11 protein-coding genes are annotated in these 17474 nt (G+C 48.5%); 2 read left to right on the top strand and 9 right to left on the bottom strand.

The window, feature by feature from the left end; all coding sequences use genetic code 11:
* Positions 1-261 precede the first annotated feature (261 nt).
* From FJ444_RS08240 to FJ444_RS08275, 8 genes are all read right to left on the bottom strand, one after another.
* The gene (locus tag FJ444_RS08240) at positions 262-3111 is read right to left on the bottom strand and encodes a M16 family metallopeptidase (RefSeq protein ID WP_370298022.1); all 2850 of its coding nucleotides are present in this window, start codon (positions 3109-3111) and stop codon (positions 262-264) included.
* A gap of 215 nt (positions 3112-3326) precedes the next feature.
* Entirely contained in the window at positions 3327-4973 is a 1647-nt protein-coding gene (groL, locus tag FJ444_RS08245; protein WP_140957750.1) for a chaperonin GroEL, read from the bottom strand.
* Between the two features lie 33 nt (positions 4974-5006).
* On the bottom strand, positions 5007-5297 hold the full coding sequence (locus FJ444_RS08250) for a co-chaperone GroES (protein WP_140957752.1): 291 nt from the start codon (positions 5295-5297) through the stop codon (positions 5007-5009).
* A gap of 246 nt (positions 5298-5543) precedes the next feature.
* Entirely contained in the window at positions 5544-6698 is a 1155-nt protein-coding gene (locus FJ444_RS08255) for a pectinesterase family protein (protein WP_140957753.1), read from the bottom strand.
* 1 nt (position 6699) lies between these two features.
* Entirely contained in the window at positions 6700-8124 is a 1425-nt protein-coding gene (locus FJ444_RS08260) for a glycoside hydrolase family 28 protein (RefSeq protein ID WP_140958034.1), read from the bottom strand.
* 2 nt (positions 8125-8126) lie between these two features.
* Positions 8127-9125 carry an alpha/beta hydrolase gene (locus FJ444_RS08265; protein ID WP_140957755.1) on the bottom strand — a complete coding sequence of 333 codons (999 nt, stop codon included), beginning with the start codon at positions 9123-9125 and terminating at the stop codon, positions 8127-8129.
* 13 nt (positions 9126-9138) lie between these two features.
* The gene (locus tag FJ444_RS08270; RefSeq protein ID WP_140957757.1) at positions 9139-10827 is read right to left on the bottom strand and encodes a glycoside hydrolase 43 family protein; all 1689 of its coding nucleotides are present in this window, start codon (positions 10825-10827) and stop codon (positions 9139-9141) included.
* Between the two features lie 3 nt (positions 10828-10830).
* Positions 10831-12021, bottom strand: a complete 1191-nt coding sequence (locus tag FJ444_RS08275; RefSeq protein WP_140957759.1) for a glycoside hydrolase family 105 protein — start codon at positions 12019-12021, stop codon at positions 10831-10833.
* 418 nt (positions 12022-12439) lie between these two features.
* On the opposite strand from FJ444_RS08275, the gene FJ444_RS08280 reads away from it, so the two are divergent.
* Complete coding sequence (locus tag FJ444_RS08280) at positions 12440-15142, top strand: TonB-dependent receptor (protein ID WP_181405101.1); 2703 nt, start codon at positions 12440-12442, stop codon at positions 15140-15142.
* A gap of 64 nt (positions 15143-15206) precedes the next feature.
* On the top strand, positions 15207-15962 hold the full coding sequence (locus tag FJ444_RS08285) for a rhamnogalacturonan acetylesterase (RefSeq protein WP_140957763.1): 756 nt from the start codon (positions 15207-15209) through the stop codon (positions 15960-15962).
* Between the two features lie 40 nt (positions 15963-16002).
* On the opposite strand, the gene FJ444_RS08290 is transcribed toward FJ444_RS08285, so the two are convergent.
* Positions 16003-17376: a diguanylate cyclase gene (locus FJ444_RS08290; protein ID WP_181405102.1), complete on the bottom strand. Its 1374-nt coding sequence runs from the start codon at positions 17374-17376 to the stop codon at positions 16003-16005.
* Positions 17377-17474: the final 98 nt, after the last annotated feature.

Consider the following 17474-nt stretch of genomic DNA (forward strand, 5'->3'; position numbering starts at 1 on the left):
ATTGTTGCGTTAAAACCGCAAACATAGCTATGAGGCTGACGAGCAGCGCAGTATAGGTTAAACAAGGAAAGTTGAAAGCAGAATTTGAAGGGCCGCTTCAGTTACTAACATAGCAATTCAAATATGGAACGTTAATAACAACTTAGTACTACTTTATTGCTATCTTTGTCGTAGGTGTAAAGTGTCATGAAAAAAAAGCACCGCATTGTGCGGCGCTTCATTTAGCATGTCTCAACCCAGTGTTCAGGCAATGAGTACTTACTATTCCTGCGGATTCAGCAACACAGGTTCACCAAATCCCAGTTCAGCCAGTCGTGGCATTTGCGTGTCTGCATCACCGGCCACCAGCCAAATCATGCCATTTGGATTGGCATACTGTTTAGCCAGCTTTTCTATTTCAGGCTGGGTGATTGCCTGAACTACGTTTTGACGCTGTCGCGCATAGTCGGGTTGCCATCCGTACCGACTAATATTATCCAGCATGGATAGCTTGGCGCCTGCCGTTTCAAACTGGCGCGCCGCGCTCTTCGTAAAATAGCTCTTGGTATTCTCCAGGTCCTGCTCCGTGAACGTGGCAGCGTATTCGCCCAGTATGGCTTTTACCAGCGCCAAGGATTCGTACGTTACATTGGTACGCACCCCCGAAGAAATAGTAAATGGCCCAGGGATATCGGTGCCGCTGAAGCCAGACCGCACACCGTAGGTGTAGCCTTTGCCTTCACGCAGCGTTTGCATCAATCGCGACGCAAAACCGCCACCGCCCAACTTATAGTTCATTAGGGTTGCAGGATAAAAATCGCTGTCGGTTTCGGCCAGTGCAACGTAACCGATGCGCAGCTCAGATTGCTTGGCTCCAGGCACATCGTAAAAATACACTTTCGCTGCTCTCGGACGTTCCGGTGTGTCAATGGATGGCTGCACTACCGGTTTCGCTGGCCATGATTGATTTAACGACGCAAGCGAGGCTTTAACCGTATCGGCATCCACCGCACCAACCACCAGGAAATTGGCAACCGATGGCGAGAGAGTTTGCGCATAGTATTGCTTTACGTCTTCCAGCGTAATGGCACTGACAGACGCTTCGCTCCCCAGCGGATTGTTCGACAGAATATGATTAGAGCCATACAGCAGTTTAAAATAGGCATTATCGGCAATGCTGCCGGGGTCGGCACTTTGCTGTGCAATGGTGCTGAGCACATCCTGCTTTGCAAGCTGAAACTCTTTTTCGTCCCAGCGCGGCGACAACAGCATTTCCTTTAGCAAGGCGATAGTTTCTTCGTAATGCCGGGCTAGCGTAGTGCCAGCAAACGTTATTGACTGACGCCCGCTTGCCACTGATATTTCAGCGCCAAGTAACTCAATGGCTTTTTCCAGCTCTTCAGGTGTGCGAGTTGCCGTACCTTTTTGCAATAACATAGCCAGTAAGTTCGACACACCCACCTTGTTAGCCTGCTCTGACAACAAGCCACCCTTAAATGTAAGCTCAAAGTCCACAATAGGCAGTTCATTACTTTGAATACCAAATAAGCCTAAGCCATTAGTTAATTCTGATTGCCACACATCAGGCACCGCAGGCACCGGCAATGCGCCATAAGGCGGCTCTGCACTTCTATCAAACTTTGTTGGCGTTTTTGTATATCCGGAATCTTCGGCCACATCAAAAGACTCGCCGCGTCCTTCTGCCACAATTTTTTCTTCTGCTACCTCAGCCAGCGTAGAGCCGGCAATGATAAGATCAGTCTGGCCTTTGGGAACAAAACTAGTGGCAATAAAAGGTTTGCTTTTGATGTACTGATTGTACACGCGCTCGATATCATGTGGCCTTACCTGTAAATATTGCTGAAGTTCCTTATTGATGTAGCCAGGGTCGTTAGCAAAAATATTGTACTGCGCCAGTTGAAAGGCCTTACCCAGCACACTGGATAAATTGGCGTAAAACTCTGTTTCTATGCCTGCCTTTATACGCTGAAGGTCTTCTTCTTGGATCCCTTCGCGTTCAAAGCGCGCAAAGGCTTCCTGCACTCCATCGTACACATTATTGAGATCCGTTCCGGGATAGGCACGGGTAATAAGCATGATCTCGCCTGCCAACTCGGAATTATTGTTGTATAAAGTAACGTCAGACGCCAGTTGCTTGTCTTCTACGATAACCCGGTTCAGCGGCGCCGTTTTACCTTCAGATAGCAAAGCCATCAGAATATCCAGTGCATAGGCATCGTTGTGATACAAATCCACCCCCGGCCACACCATACGTAGCTCGGGCAGTTGCGCAAAATTGTCTTCGTAATAACGCTTCACCGTTGCCGATAATGCGGCAGGTCTGTCTGCTAATGGCGTGATGTCTTCGCCGCGGGGGATTTCATCAAAGTACTTATGCACCCAGTCTTTAGCTTGCTCCGCATCAAAATCGCCGGCGATCACCAGTGTGGCATTGTTTGGCACGTACCACTTGTTATAGAAATCCTTTACGTCCTGCAACGTGGCATTTTGCAGATCTTCCAGCGAGCCAATTACCTGCCAGTTGTAAGGGTGATCAGCGGGGTAGAGGTTTTTACCTACCACGTAATTTGCATGGCCATAGGGGCGGTTGTCTGTGCCCTGGCGTTTCTCATTCTTCACAACCTGCTTTTCTTTGGCCAGCACGTCTTCAGTGACGGTATTAATGAAAAAGCCCAGTTTATCGGCTTCCGCCCAAATCATTTTTTCCAATGCGTCATTAGGCACGGTTTGAAAGTAGTTTGTGCGGTCGCGACTGGTTGAGCCATTTGCGCCTGAGCCCCCAATGCGAGAGCTCATTTCATCCAGCCCACCTTTACCTAAATTCTCAGATTCCAAAAAGAGCAAATGCTCAAATAAGTGTGCAAAACCGGTACGCCCTTCCAACTCTCTGGCCGATCCCACATGAAAGGTAAGCGCCACAGCAATAACAGGATCAGAATCGTCCTGATGAAAAACCACTTCCAGACCATTATCGAGCACGAATTTTTCGTACTTCACTTCAAAAGCCGCTGGCTCCGGTAACGCCTCCGCGTCATCAGCGGGCTGTTGAGAGCAGGCAGTAAGCACTGTTGCGCTTAGGGCAACAAGTAACGGTGTGATTCGCTTTGGCACGTTCATAATGATGTAGGATAAGTGTGTGTTGAGTAATGGACACTCACTATAGCAATGAGTGATCAGTAAGCCTAGCCTGCCAAGGCGAGACACAGATAAAGCGCGACATGAAAGTGAATTGACGGGTTGGCGGCGATGGTTCCGTTATTTTCTATTGCAAAGAAAAAGGCACTCCGAAGAGTGCCTTTCTGAAAAGCGTTTAGCTTATGGGTGGCTTACATCATGCCGCCCATACCGCCCATTCCGCCCATACCGCCCATGCCGCCCATATCTGGCGCGTCATCTTTTGGCAGTTCAGCAACCATTGCTTCTGTCGTGATCATCAGAGATGCGATAGAAGAAGCAAATTGCAGAGCAGAACGCGTTACTTTAGTTGGGTCAAGGATACCCATTTCCAGCATGTCGCCGTAGGTGTCGTTGCCCGCGTTGTAACCGAAGTTACCAGAACCGTTTTTCACTGCATTTACAACTACAGACGCTTCTGCACCTGAGTTGATAGAGATTTGACGCAGTGGCGCTTCCATAGCACGCAGTGCCAGCTTGATACCGTGAGTCTGATCTTCGTTGTCACCGGTCAGGTCAACCAGTTTAGCAGCCGCACGTACCAGTGCTACACCACCACCAGGTACCACACCTTCTTCAACCGCAGCGCGAGTTGCATGCAGTGCATCTTCTACGCGGTCTTTCTTCTCTTTCATTTCAACTTCAGTTGCTGCGCCAACTTTGATTACTGCTACACCGCCAGACAGTTTAGCCAGACGCTCTTGCAGTTTTTCTTTGTCGTAGTCTGATGTTGAATCAGCGATTTGTGCGCGAATTTGCTCACAACGTGCCACGATAGACGCTTCTTCACCCGCTCCGTCAACTACAGTTGTGTTGTCTTTGCTGATCACTACGCGCTTCGCAGTACCTAAGTCTTCTAACTGAACTTTATCCAGTTCCAGACCAATTTCTTCAGAAATTACTGTACCGCCAGTCAGAACAGCGATGTCCTGCAGCATGGCTTTACGACGGTCACCAAAACCTGGTGCTTTAACCGCAGCCACTTTAACGATACCGCGCATGTTGTTTACTACCAGCGTAGCCAGCGCTTCGCCTTCTACGTCTTCAGCAATGATCAGCAATGGCTTGCCGCCTTTTGCTACTGCTTCCAGAGTAGGCAGTAATTCACGGATGTTAGAGATTTTCTTGTCTGCCAACAGGATGAATGGGTTGTCTAATTCAACCGCACCGCTTTCCTGGTTGTTGATGAAGTAAGGAGACAGGTAACCGCGGTCAAACTGCATACCTTCAACAACTTCCAGTTCGTTTTGCAGCGCTTGGCCTTCTTCAACAGTAATAACGCCTTCTTTACCTACTTTTTCCATTGCTTCTGCAATGATGCCGCCCACTTCTGAGTCAGAGTTTGCAGAAATAGTACCTACCTGTGCAATTGACTTGCTGTCGGCACATTCAGTAGACAGGGCTTTCAGTTCTTCAACCGCTGCTAATACCGCTTTGTCGATACCGCGCTTCAGGTCCATTGGGTTCATACCCGCAGCAACTGATTTCAGGCCTTCAGTAACGATGGCTTGTGCAAGTACAGTTGCAGTAGTAGTACCGTCACCCGCTTCATCGTTTGCTTTAGACGCGACTTCTTTAACCATCTGTGCGCCCATGTTCTCGAACTTGTCGTCCAGCTCGATTTCTTTCGCTACAGATACACCATCTTTAGTGATGGTAGGTGCGCCAAATGACTTATCCAGTATTACGTTACGGCCTTTTGGACCTAAGGTAACCTTAACTGCGTTTGCCAGGATGTTTACGCCTCTTAGCATTTTTGTGCGGGCGTCATCACCAAAACGTACTTCTTTAGCTGCCATTTCAAATTCCTCTCAATTCGGTTAAACGGTTTATTACTCTACGATCGCCAGAATGTCGTTCTCGCTCATGATGAGCACTTCTTCGCCATCCAGCTTCTCGGTTTTTACGCCGTAACCGTCGTTGAAAATAACGGTGTCACCGACTTTTACGTCTAATGCTTTCACTTCGCCATTCTCCAGAATGCGACCGTTACCCACGGCGATGATTTTACCGCGAGTCGATTTTTCTGCCGCAGAACCGGTCAATACGATACCGCCAGCAGATTTGCTTTCTTGCTCTGCGCGCTTGACGATAACGCGATCGTGTAAAGGACGAATTGCCATTTTCAAATCTCCTGAATAATCTAACTATTCAATTTTTATGATTAGCCGGCGCACACTTGAGTGATACACCGTTTACCTAGTGTGACCCAATTGGGTCGTAATTTGTTTCTGCGTGGTTAAATGGGGGAGTACCCAGACAAGTTCAAGGGGTTTATTAAAAAAAATTTGAATTTTTTTTGGTGAATGTGAGCAATATATGGAGTACCTGCCACCAGAGCCTGAATACCTTAGCTCCGGCAGCACGATTTATTGAATGAGCTGGCGATGCGCCGCCCTGGACAATGTAGTGGGTGTCCAGTGATTCAACACCGCACCCGGGGTGTAATGCAGGAGTTCAGCATCGGATAGCTGGGGTCTGTCGGCGTTGTTATACGCACCCGGCCCATAACTCCCGTATTCACTGAAACGGGCATCGCTAAGTGGCATGAACTGCTTTCGCGTACCGTCTTTAGCGGTTCCTCCCATACTGCTCCACCCTACCTGAGCAATGTGGCTGTCCATAAAGGTATTAATAAAGGTGCTTTTACCAATGGCGTTTGGATTGGCATATCTGCCATCTGCAAATGTGGTGGTGGGGTGCCAGGGTCTGCCAAGCGGTACGCTGTTATTGGGCACACCAATCTCGCGCAGTAACCTGCAATTTAAAAAGGTAAAGCCGTAGTCTTGCTCAATTAACGTGCTGGGCGCAGTCACATAACCGGTGAATGTCATCGGATGCGCTCTGGGGCGAGAGATCACATCCGTATAGTCAAACAACACATTTCCCGCACCAAAAATAAAATCTACATGCCCGAATATTTCGCTATCGGCAATGTAAGTTCGGCCTGACTCGGCGTACAGCGTATCCTGATAACCCATTAGCGCAACGCGTTGCAATACGGTGCGGTCGGCTTGTTCTGCAATCTTTAATGCCACGGCCTGAGTGCCACGGATTTTGTTTGGATGCCCTTTCGGTAACTTGTCATCAGCAGGGTAATCGTAGGTGTTCTCGATGGTTAAATCGAACAGGCTGACGTCGGGCGCCAATACTTCTACCACGGCGGTGCGAAACGTACCCCATGTTTCCTCCGATCCAGAGGTACTGCCTGGCGTCACCGGCTCGCCAGCATAACGGGTATAAGCAATCTTGGTTTCACGTTTTCCGCTACCCACCAGCCTAATACCGGGTTTATTTATGATCACCCGTTCCTCAAAGACACCCGGGCCAATAAAAATGGTCCAGTTCTGTGCGTTTGGTGCAGCATCTACGGCAGCTTGTACTGAGGTATAAGTACCGTCACCCGGCGTAGCGAATACTCTGGCATCAATACGCTCATGCTGCGTTCGAGGCTGCGAGCCACAGCCACCTGCAAGCAGCAACAGTAGCGCTAGCAGCCCGGCGATTCGTCCCTGAATAAGCATATTAGATCACCGTGGCCTTGCCGTTAATCACGATATTTTCCTGGGTGATCCCGGTCACATTCTCTATTACAGAGTCTTTATCGGCTTTTTCGATGGTAATATTTTTCAGCGACACGCCCGTGATGGGCGTATGAGGATAGCCGCGCATCACAAAAGCGCGCTTAGCTTCTACCACATGCAAGCTTTCAATTGAGATCGCTTCAAGCGTAGGCATAAACTGCCCCACGTCACCCTCTTCGTAATAGAAGTTGATCACAATGGCGTCTTTGACTTTACCAATGCGCAAGTGACGGTAATTCAGATTTTGTAAATGCCCGCCGCGAATGGAATTGGTTTTAATGCGAATCCCACGGTCCAGGTCCGGGCTACTCATTTCACAATGCTGAGCATACAGATTTTTCACTCCGCCAGAAATTTCACTGCCGATCACCACACCGCCATGCCCCGCTTTCATTTTACAAGCATTAATAAGGATGTTTTCGCACGGCGCTGCCACTCTGCGACCATCCGCATTGCGGCCCGATTTAATGGCAATACAGTCATCACCGGTATCAAACACACAGTTTTCAATCAGCACGTCTTTACAGCTTTCCGGATCACAGCCGTCAGAGTTAGGTCCATGGCTCTCGCAATGCACGCCAGTAACCGTTACGTTTTCACACAACACCGGATTAACCAGCCAGAATGGCGAATTTTTAACCGTAACGCCTTCAATGAGTACGTTTTTGCATTTATAGGGCTGTATAAAGGGCGGGCGCAGGTAGTTCTCCTCGAATACGCGCTCGGCTACCGGCACCTGATCTTCCGCCATTTGACGCAACACATCGCGGGTAAATTTTTGGTTTTCTACCGGATGGTCGCCCCAATCAGCTTCTTTCCAACTGCCTTTCCAGGGCCACCAGTGGTTAGGGCTACCGCCGCCTTCCAGGGTGCCTTTTCCGGTGATCGCTACATTGGTTTGCTCATAGGCATAAATCAGTGGGGAATAGCCCATTAATTCAATGCCTTCCCAACGCGTGAATACATAGGGTTTATAGAGTTCGGGGTCGGTTAAAAAGTGCAGTGTTGCCCCTTCTTCTATGTGCAAATTGATATTGGACTTTAAATGCACAGGGCCGGTATGGAATTCACCTTTAGGTACTACCACGCGCCCACCACCTTGCTGAGCAATCGCATCGATAGCGGCATGAATGGCGGCACTTGCGTTCTCACCGCTACCCGCTTTGGCACCGAACTCGGTAATAACGGCACTGCGTGATGGGAAACTCGGTGGCACTATGCGCGCCCGGATTGCGTTGGCCTGCTCATTCCACGCAAAATCACTGTTTGCAGCAGCACTGCCAGTACAACCTGACATTGTTAGCGCACTCATGGCGGCTGAGCCTGTACCCATTAATTTTAATAAAGACCGACGGTTCATCGACATTGTCACTGGGGTACTCCTTGCGTTGCAACACGCTGTAAAAAGGTATGAATAGTGTCAGTTGTCTGACTCAAATAAGGTTCAAACAACCAAAATGTGTGAATAGTAGGCGGCAGCGCAACAAATTCGTAATGGATGCCGTATTGATTGAGTGCTTGCCCCACTGCCTCATGTCCGGCAGTGAATCGGATTTGACCGCTGCTGATCACCAGCGTTGGCGGTGCAGCCTTGTTTACGTGCGTAGCAGCAGACGCTTCTTTCCAGCGTGCCGGATTTGCCTCGTAATCAGCGCCCAGCCACAACGCCGCCGCTGAGGTTGCTTTGCGTTTGTTCTCAAATTTCAGGGCAAGTGGTGTGGTAAAATCCAGCACGCCATCAAGATCAATAACAGCGTTAACGCTGGTGTCACTATGACTGTCCGATTTGTGGCTGTCCGATTTGTATAAAGAGGTATGCGCGGTATACCCGGCTAACGCTGCCATTTGGCCACCGGAAGAGCCGCCGCCGATAGCGACTTGCTGAGGGTGTATCATCAGCGTTTCGCTGTTCGACTTCACCCACAAAATTGCATCTGCAATATCCTGCATACCGGCTGGATATTGCGCTTCTATCGACAATCGATATTCGGGGGTAAATACGGTATACCCAAGTTGAGCCAGCTTATTGGCCAACGGATAAAAATTGGATTTGTTACCTGCACGCCAACCGCCGCCATGGATAAGTATTATGGCCTGGCCGTTGTGATTTTCAGCCGACGGAAAGAAGGTATCTATATGTAAATCACGACTACCAAGTGACTTGTAGGGCCGTTCAAACTCAACTGTCTGCCCCTCACGAAATTGCAGTGCTGGCCACTGTAATTCAGGATGTTCGGCTTTGTAACGCGCGAAACGCTCTCCGGGCGTGTAGCCATCATCAACCTGATAGGCACTGTCCTGTGCCAGTGCTGGCAGCCACAGTGTCGCTATCAGGGTTAATGCAAGTGAGATTAGCTGTCGTTTCAACGTAATACCCCGGTTACTCTCTGTTCATCGGAATGAAATTTACGTAATCCACATCCACGAAACCGGCAGGGTGCGCATTAGGCAGTTCCGGCTCTGTATCCAGCGGATTGGTTACCGCAAAGATCCCGGTTTTAGCGCCAACCCAACGACCACGCCGAGCAGTAAATTGTTCACCTACTGCCGTAAACGGTTCAGCGTCGTTATAGCGATAACCAAACACCGCGGTGGCATCTGATGCCAAAATATAGCGCAATTCAACGGTGGTATGCGTTAACGGACCATAGTCGTGCACGTTTTCGTCACAACCGGTACGGGCATTGCGACATTGCACATACACCAAATGAGGCTGACCATGGATGGCTTTTACCCCAACCCAGGCGTAGTCCTCGCCAAACAATAACAGCCCGGCTTCCAGAGAAGTGGTTTGTGCTGGCACGGTCATTTTCATTCGTACCTGATATTGTTGAGCGGGCAACTTTTGCAGTAATAAGTTAGGTGTCATCCACAAATTGTTGCCGGTTTCAGGCACTTTAGGCATGGCTTGCAGGCGAATCTGTGATTCAGTTTCCCAGCTGTACCAGTTTTCTCCCGGATTCGCGTTCCACTGCCATTGTAAGCCAAATTGCTTGTCGTTAAATTCCTCACTGGTGGGCTGGGCAGTTATTTTTCCACCATTTATACTCTTAGGCTTTTTATAGCGATACACCGGTTCACCAATGCTGTCGTTATCGCTATCCTGACCAATAATAGGCCAGTCGTTCTGCCACACAACAGGCTGTAAGTGTACAATTCTGCCGTAAGCTTTGCGCGACTGGAAATGAATAAACCAGTCTTCATTATGAGCAGTATGCACCCAGGCGCCCTGGTGAGGACCATTGATTAGGGTGTTGCCCTGGTTCATTACGATTTTGCTTTCATAGGGCCCGGCAATATTTTTTGACCGAAATACCGACTGCCAGCCCGTTTCAACCCCACCTGCGGGCGCAAAGATATAGTAATACCCATTACGCTTGTAAAATTTGGGGCCCTCCAGCGTGCGGTAACCGGGTAATGCATGTCCGTCCACAACATGAGTGTAGTCGTCTGACACCCAACTGGTGTCATTCGCCATGCTGCGTAAACTCAGTACATTATTAAAACCGGCGCGGCTTTTGGCCCAACCATGTAATAGCCAGGCCTGACCATCGTCGTCCCACAGCGGAGTAGGATCAATCAATCCTTTACCCGGTAAAATGAGACGAGGTTCACTCCATTTGCCTGCGGGATCTTCAGCGGTAACCACGTAAATGCCGAAATCCGGGTCAGGGTAGAAGATCCAGAATTGATTGTCGTGAAACCGAATATTGGGTGCCCACACGCCATTGCCATGTTGTGGACGGGCATAATGTTCTGCCGGCACCTGAATGGGCAACGCGTAGTTAATCAACGTCCAGTTTACTAAATCCGTGGAATGCAGAATTGGCAGGCCGGGCACTGCATTAAAGCTGGATGCAGTCATGTAGTAGTTGTTATTTACGGCTACCACATCCGGATCGGAATAGTCGATATGCAAAATAGGGTTGCGGTAAGTCCCGTCACCATTATCCGACTGATACAGTAAAGGCGTACCGGTAATGGGAGGTGACTGCGGTGGATGAGCGCCACCGCAGCCACAAAGGCCGGTTAACAAAATACCCAAGCCCCAAAACTTAACCGCTGACATGAACTATTTACCCAGTTCAACGGCTGCCAGAATGAACGGACCTACCCCTTTTGGATCATTCGGGCGAATTGGCTCACTCATGTAGTACTCAAAACTTCCATCGCGGTAAGGGTTACCGCCAAGCCCAGCTACCTCACATACTTTTTCAAGCGTAATAACATTGGTTTGCGGATCAACTGAAATCATCTGATCTACCAAGCCAGCAAAGCCTTTCTCAGCATGCTTTTTAAAGTCAGCAGGTAACACGCCCAAATTAACGCCTTTCGCCATGGCATAGGTCAACATAGCCGAACCAGATGCTTCCAGATAGTTACCTTTACGGTCGCCCAGATCTGTTACCTGATACCAGGTACCGGTTGAATGCTGGTATTTCACAACCTGCGTCATCAGATTTTCAAACCGCGAGGCCAACCAGGCACGTTTAGACAGATGGGGCGGCACGATATCCAGCACATCAGCCATTGCCATGGCATACCAGCCCAGTGCGCGAGACCAGTGGTGAGGCGACAAACCGGAAGCGTTGTCAGCCCATTTTTGCTCGCGTGATTCATCCCAGCCATGACGCGGCAGGCCAGTTTTAGCATCATAAAGGTGTTTTTCAATCAGTTCGAATTGCAGAAAGACGTCGTCCAGTTGCTCCGTTTTTCCACTGCGCATAATGTATTCGGCATAGAAAGGCGCGCCCATGTACAGGCCATCCAACCACATCTGGTAGGGATAGCGTTGCTTATGCCAGAATCCGCCTTCGCTGGTGCGTGGATGCTCGTCAAACTGTTCACGCAGCTTGTCAGCCGCCAGCATGTATTTCTTATCACCGGTTTGATCGTACAGGAAGAACAGTACCTTGCCTGCGTTGATCATATCGATATTAAACTTCTCTTTCTTATAAGTGGCGATATTGCCCTTATCGTCAATCAGTGTGTCGTAGTACCCTTTCAGGTAATCAAAGTAACGCTGATCGCCGGTTTGCTCATACACACGGGAAAAGGCAAGCAGGTTTAAACCATGAACATAATCCCAGGTTGGCTTTTCATCCCAGTCCATCATCCAGGCTTGTGGAAAGCGAACCATTTCAGATTCCACCATACGTTGCGACCAGGCCTTAGTATTGTCCAGTGGCTCTGCCTGAACCATGCTGCTGCCTACTGCCATTCCCAGTGACATAAGGACAACCTTGATTAGCTTGTTAGCCATTATCTACCCCTGTGTTAACAAAATTGAAACGCTTATTGCTACCGGTAGCATTTTGGTTAACTTGAACCATGTTGTCAAGTTGTAAATGGAATTCTTCACAAATGCCAGCCAATCGTCAAAAATCAATTAAATTATTGTTTAATATAGCTTAAAAATGCATTCACCGCTAAATGCATACCATTCATCTGAGTGTTTTTTATTCTGAAACAGCATTACCAATTGTGAAATTGTGTGCAAAAAATGTAAAAAATTAAAAATACCCTATTGCCACCGGTAGCATAAAGGCATATATTGTTAATCGCTTGTAAACTTCAAGAATAAAAATAACAGGTGATGCAAGCATCAGTACCCATGCACACAATGTGTCTGCTATTAAACAATGTCTGAAGCAGGCGCGATAAAACGTGAGGAACCACGAATGAAATTTGCCAAGTCCTTTAAAAAAGCACCTATTAGTATTGCTGTAGCGTGCGCTATGCTTTCTCCTACTGCTGTATTTGCGCAGAGTGCCGAAACCAATGAAGATATGGTTGAGGTAATTGAAGTTCGCGCGTCGAGCTTTGCCGACAGCTTGCAAAAAGCGCTGATAACCAAGCGCGCGTCTACCAGCTCCGTTGATACCATTCTGGCGGAAGACATTGCCGACTTCCCGGATCAAAACATCGCAGAATCACTGCAACGTATTCCAGGTATTGCAATTAGCCGTGAGGCAGGTGAAGGACGTGAAATTACCGTTCGTGGCTTGAGCTCAGATTTCACCCGTGTTCAGCTTAACGGCATGCAAGCGCAATCGCTGTCTGCGGGCACCGGTGGTGTACGTAAAGACCGTGCGTTCGACTTTAACGTATTTGCCTCTGAACTGTTTAACCAAATCAAAGTATACAAAACAGCCTCTTCAGAACTGGAAGAAGGCACATTAGGTGCAACGGTTGATCTGACTACCGGTCGCCCTTTCGATTTTAAAGAAAATGTTGTAGTGCTAAATGGTCAGGCGTCTTACAACGACCAGTCTCAAGAAGCGACACCGCGCTTGTCTGCATTGGCAAGTTACACTAACGATGACCGCACACTGGGTTTCCTGGTATCGGCTTCATTTTCATCACGTATGGTGAATAACGTTGGTTCTGATACGGGCCGTTGGGAAGATGACGGTTTCTGTACTGATTCAAGCTGCCTGGGCACACAAACTGAAGATTTAAGCAGCTACTGGCACCCTCGTTTCCCGCGTTTTGCTGACAAAACGCACGATCAGGATCGCACTGGTTTAACAGCCTCTCTCCAATTTGCGCCAAGCGACGATACAACCATTACCGTTGACGCTTTATACGCTACTATCGAATCAGTGCGCAATGAGCCTTTCATGCAGGCGATCTCACTTGCCCGTACAAACTCATTGGGTGTTGGTCAGTCATATTTAACCGATTACACAGTAGACGCAAACGATAGTCTCATTGCTGCAACTGTTCATGAAGTGGACGTTCGCTCTGAACACTTTGTATCGAACTGGGAATCTGAATTTACACAATTCAGCGTTGATCTGAAGCAGCACATTGGTGACAACTTAACCGTTAATGCTTTAATCGGTACGTCGTCTTCTGATTTGGATAACCGTGAAGTTACCGTGATCTATGAACACTTTGGTGTGAATGATTCGCGCCGTATGCTCGATTATGCAAACAGCTCATCTGCGGTAACCTATGACTTTACTAATCAAATGAGCCCGCAAATTGATTACAGCTTTGATACAACAAACCCTGCAAACTGGGAACTGTCAGAGTACCGTGATCGTTTGTACAAAGCGAGCTCCAGTTATGACAACGCCCGCGCAGACTTTGAGTACATCGTAAATGACATCGTAACCCTGAAAGGTGGTGTAACGTACAAAGATTACTCCTATGAAATCGACGGCTGGCGTGCAGACAAAACATTTGAATCTGCCGATGCAGCAGACGGCGCAGCAGATGGCGTAGCATATGGTATCAGCAACGTACTGACTGCTTCTGACGGCAGAACAATCAACGCTGGTGGACAATCCTTCTTTATGGCATCCAATGCTCAGATCCCACAGTTTCTGGCAAGTGGCGGCTGGTCTTATGCGCCTAACAGCGGTGATACCTATGAAGTAAACGAAGAAAACTTAAGCTATTTCATTCAGGCTGACTTCTTCGTAGAGCTGGGCGACATGGACCTACGCGGTAACGCAGGTGTTCGTTACGCTACAACTGACGTCGAATCTAAAGGTCTGGTAAATGGCGCTGAAACTTCGGTTAAAAACGATTATTCAGACACCCTGCCATCAGTTAACTTAGCGCTGGATGTAACTGAAGATCTGGTGCTTCGCGCTGCATATGCAGATGTTATGTCACGTCCAAGCCTTAGCACACTGTCTCCAGGTGGAAGTGTTGATGCATTTAACCTGACAGTTAGCTATGGTAACCCGTTCATCGACCCATTCCGCGCAACAAACTTTGATTTGTCTGCCGAATACTACTTCGATGAAGGTGCACTGTTCTCAGTTGCGTATTTCGTGAAAGATATCGAATCATTCCCAACCAGCGAAACTACAACGCTTAACTGGCAGCAAGTAGGCTTACCAGACAGCGTACTGGGTGGACAGGCTGATATTGCTAACAATCTTGACTTCCAGGTTCGTCGCACTGTAAACGGTGAAGGTGGCAAGCTTGATGGTACTGAGTTCCAGTATCAGCAAGTGTTGAACTTCCTGCCAGGACCTGAGTGGATGCAGAAATTTGGTATCCTGGCCAACATGACGTTTGTAAACTCAGATGTTAAGTTAACCGGATTGTCTGAAAAGTCTTCTAACTTCACCGTTTATTGGGAAGATGATGTATTCAGTGCGCGTATTTCGATTGCCAACCGCGACGAATTTACCACGTCATTTAACAATGACCTGAATAAACAACGTTATGTAGGTGCAACGACTCACGTTGATTTCTCGGCCAGCTACAACGTATCTGAGAACTTAAAGATCACTCTGGAAGGCATTAACCTTACCGATGAGCCAATCGTAGACTACACATCACCAAACGTTGGTGGTCGCGTATGGAGCGTTGCTCAAACAGGTCGCCAGTTCTTCCTGGGCGCCAGCTACAGAATGTAATTTTTTAGTGTCCTAAGCAAAGGCCATTATTCTTAATGGCCTTTTTTCGTTTTAAGGAAATCGCATGAATAAACTCTTTGCTCTTATTGCACTTATTGCCGTGTGTGTCCCCGCCAGCGCCTGGGATCCGACCCGTGTTGCACTTCACCTGGTGGGCGACTCTACCATGGCCGACAAGCCTAACCTTGCTTACCCCGAGCGCGGCTGGGGGCAGTTACTCCCGGAATACATGAACGAAGAACTGGAAATTGTGAATCACGCAGCCAACGGCCGCAGTACCCGACGGTTTATTAACGAGGGACGCTGGGCACTGGTGTTGTCGGAACTGAAAGCGGGTGACTACGTGTTAATTCAATTTGGTCACAACGACCAGAAAGCCGATGATCCCGCCCGCTATGCATCGGTAGAGAAAGATTACCCCGCGTTTCTGAAGCAATACATTGCTGATGTGCGCGCCAAGGATGCCATTCCCATGATTGCCAGCTCTATTTGTCGCAGACACTTCGACAGTGAAGGGAAATTACAGCGCAAGCTCATTGATTATGCCAATGCGGCTAAACAGGTAGCACAGGAAGAAAACGTAACTTTTTTTGACCTGAACGACCAAACCTGTAGCTTCTTACAGGAGATTGGCGAACCGGCCAGTCAGCAGTACTTTATTCAGGTACCGTCCGATCTGTACACCCGCTATCCAGAAGGGAAAATCGATAATACGCATTTAAACGTGGTGGGCGCGTCTAAAGTGGCGCAGTTCTTTGTGCGCGATTTACGCGCCAAACAGCATCCATTGGCAAAATACGTTTACCGCGATTCCTTGTAACGTAATAACATTCAGCGCGGTTTGGCCTTGTCCCGCCGCGCTAAAAAGGTGAACACTTCACCTGGTTGCGCCCGGCACGTTTGGCAGCCAACAGTTGCCGATCTGCCAGTTCAAACGCTTCATCAAGCCCTTCTACCGCCTTCACAGGCGCGACACCGAAGGAGCAGGATACGTCGATATCCTCAAATTGAGCTGATACATGGCTAACCGCATTGCGTATTTGTTCTGCTACTTTTACGCCCGCCTCTAACGGGGTATTGGGCAACAGGATCAAAAACTCATCGCCACCAAATCGACCGAATAAATCACTCTCGCGACATACCGAACGAGCAACGCTGGCAACCGATTTCAGCACCGCATCGCCCACCGTATGTCCATGAGTATCATTTATCTGCTTAAACTTATCGATATCAAACACAATGAGCGACAAAGACTCGTGATAACGCACAGCTTGTTTGGCCAATTGCTCAGCAGTATTAAAAAACGAATGGCGGGTAAGCGCTTTAGTAAGACTGTCGAAATGGGCTTGCTGATGCAATTCCCGGTTATCTGAAATCAATGCTGGTACGGCCATGGAAAAATAGGTACTGCAGGCCATAACACACAGAGCAAACTGGAAAATGTACGCTTGGGTTGCAATGCCCAGTAGGGAAACCAGGCCCGCCATGGCAAAGCCAAGTAAGGCAAGGCTGATGGCTGCATGTAAGGGCGACTCTGTATATACAATCCACATTTGCGGCATCGCTAGAAAAAACACAAAGCAGGCGATCTCCGGGGAATTAAAGTAGTAGGCGGCGCACGAGGTCACTACGAGCCCCAGCATACTCAGGAGCAGCTTAATGCTATAGGGAAAGTCATTGGCATGCACAATGGGCGTGAAGGCAATACCTGCCAGAAAATTGCGAGCAGGATACCAGCGCTGCAACAGCGCGATAAATATAGGGGTAAGTACTAACATACCCGACATATCGCCTATCCACCAGGCGATTAGCGTTTCTTTAAGGGTAGGCGACTGTAACCCTTGGTATAGCACCAGCGTACCCAATAAAGACACCAGCAGTGTGGTGGCAGCGCAAATAATTAAAAAACGCATCACCACACTGTAAAGATTGTACGACGTAATGTTCGACAGCGTTGTGCGTAACAAGGCTGCCCCAGCGCCGTAAATGCCTACATGCAATGCCGCAAATAACACACCCGATGTAAGCAGTGTCTGCACATTGCGATGCGTTTCGAAAATGTAATCTTCCCAAAAGGTAGACAACACACAGGCTAAACTAATCGTAATACAGGCACGCCAACCCAAAAACACAATGGCGGTAAAGGTGAGGGCGACAGGGGGGAACCATATACTGGCATGAGGTGCGTATTCCATTACCACCGACAACCGCCAAAGCAGCAGCCAAATAAGCAAAAGCGCAGTGTGCCGTAGTACGCGTGCGGGAACGGAATCAGCTAGTAACATAACTTACCGGCCACACTAAACAAATGTATTACTCTGTTAAGAATAAC

The sequence above is a fragment of the Aestuariibacter sp. GS-14 genome, assembly GCF_006494365.1.
GTDB lineage: Bacteria > Pseudomonadota > Gammaproteobacteria > Enterobacterales > Alteromonadaceae > Alteromonas > Alteromonas mangrovi.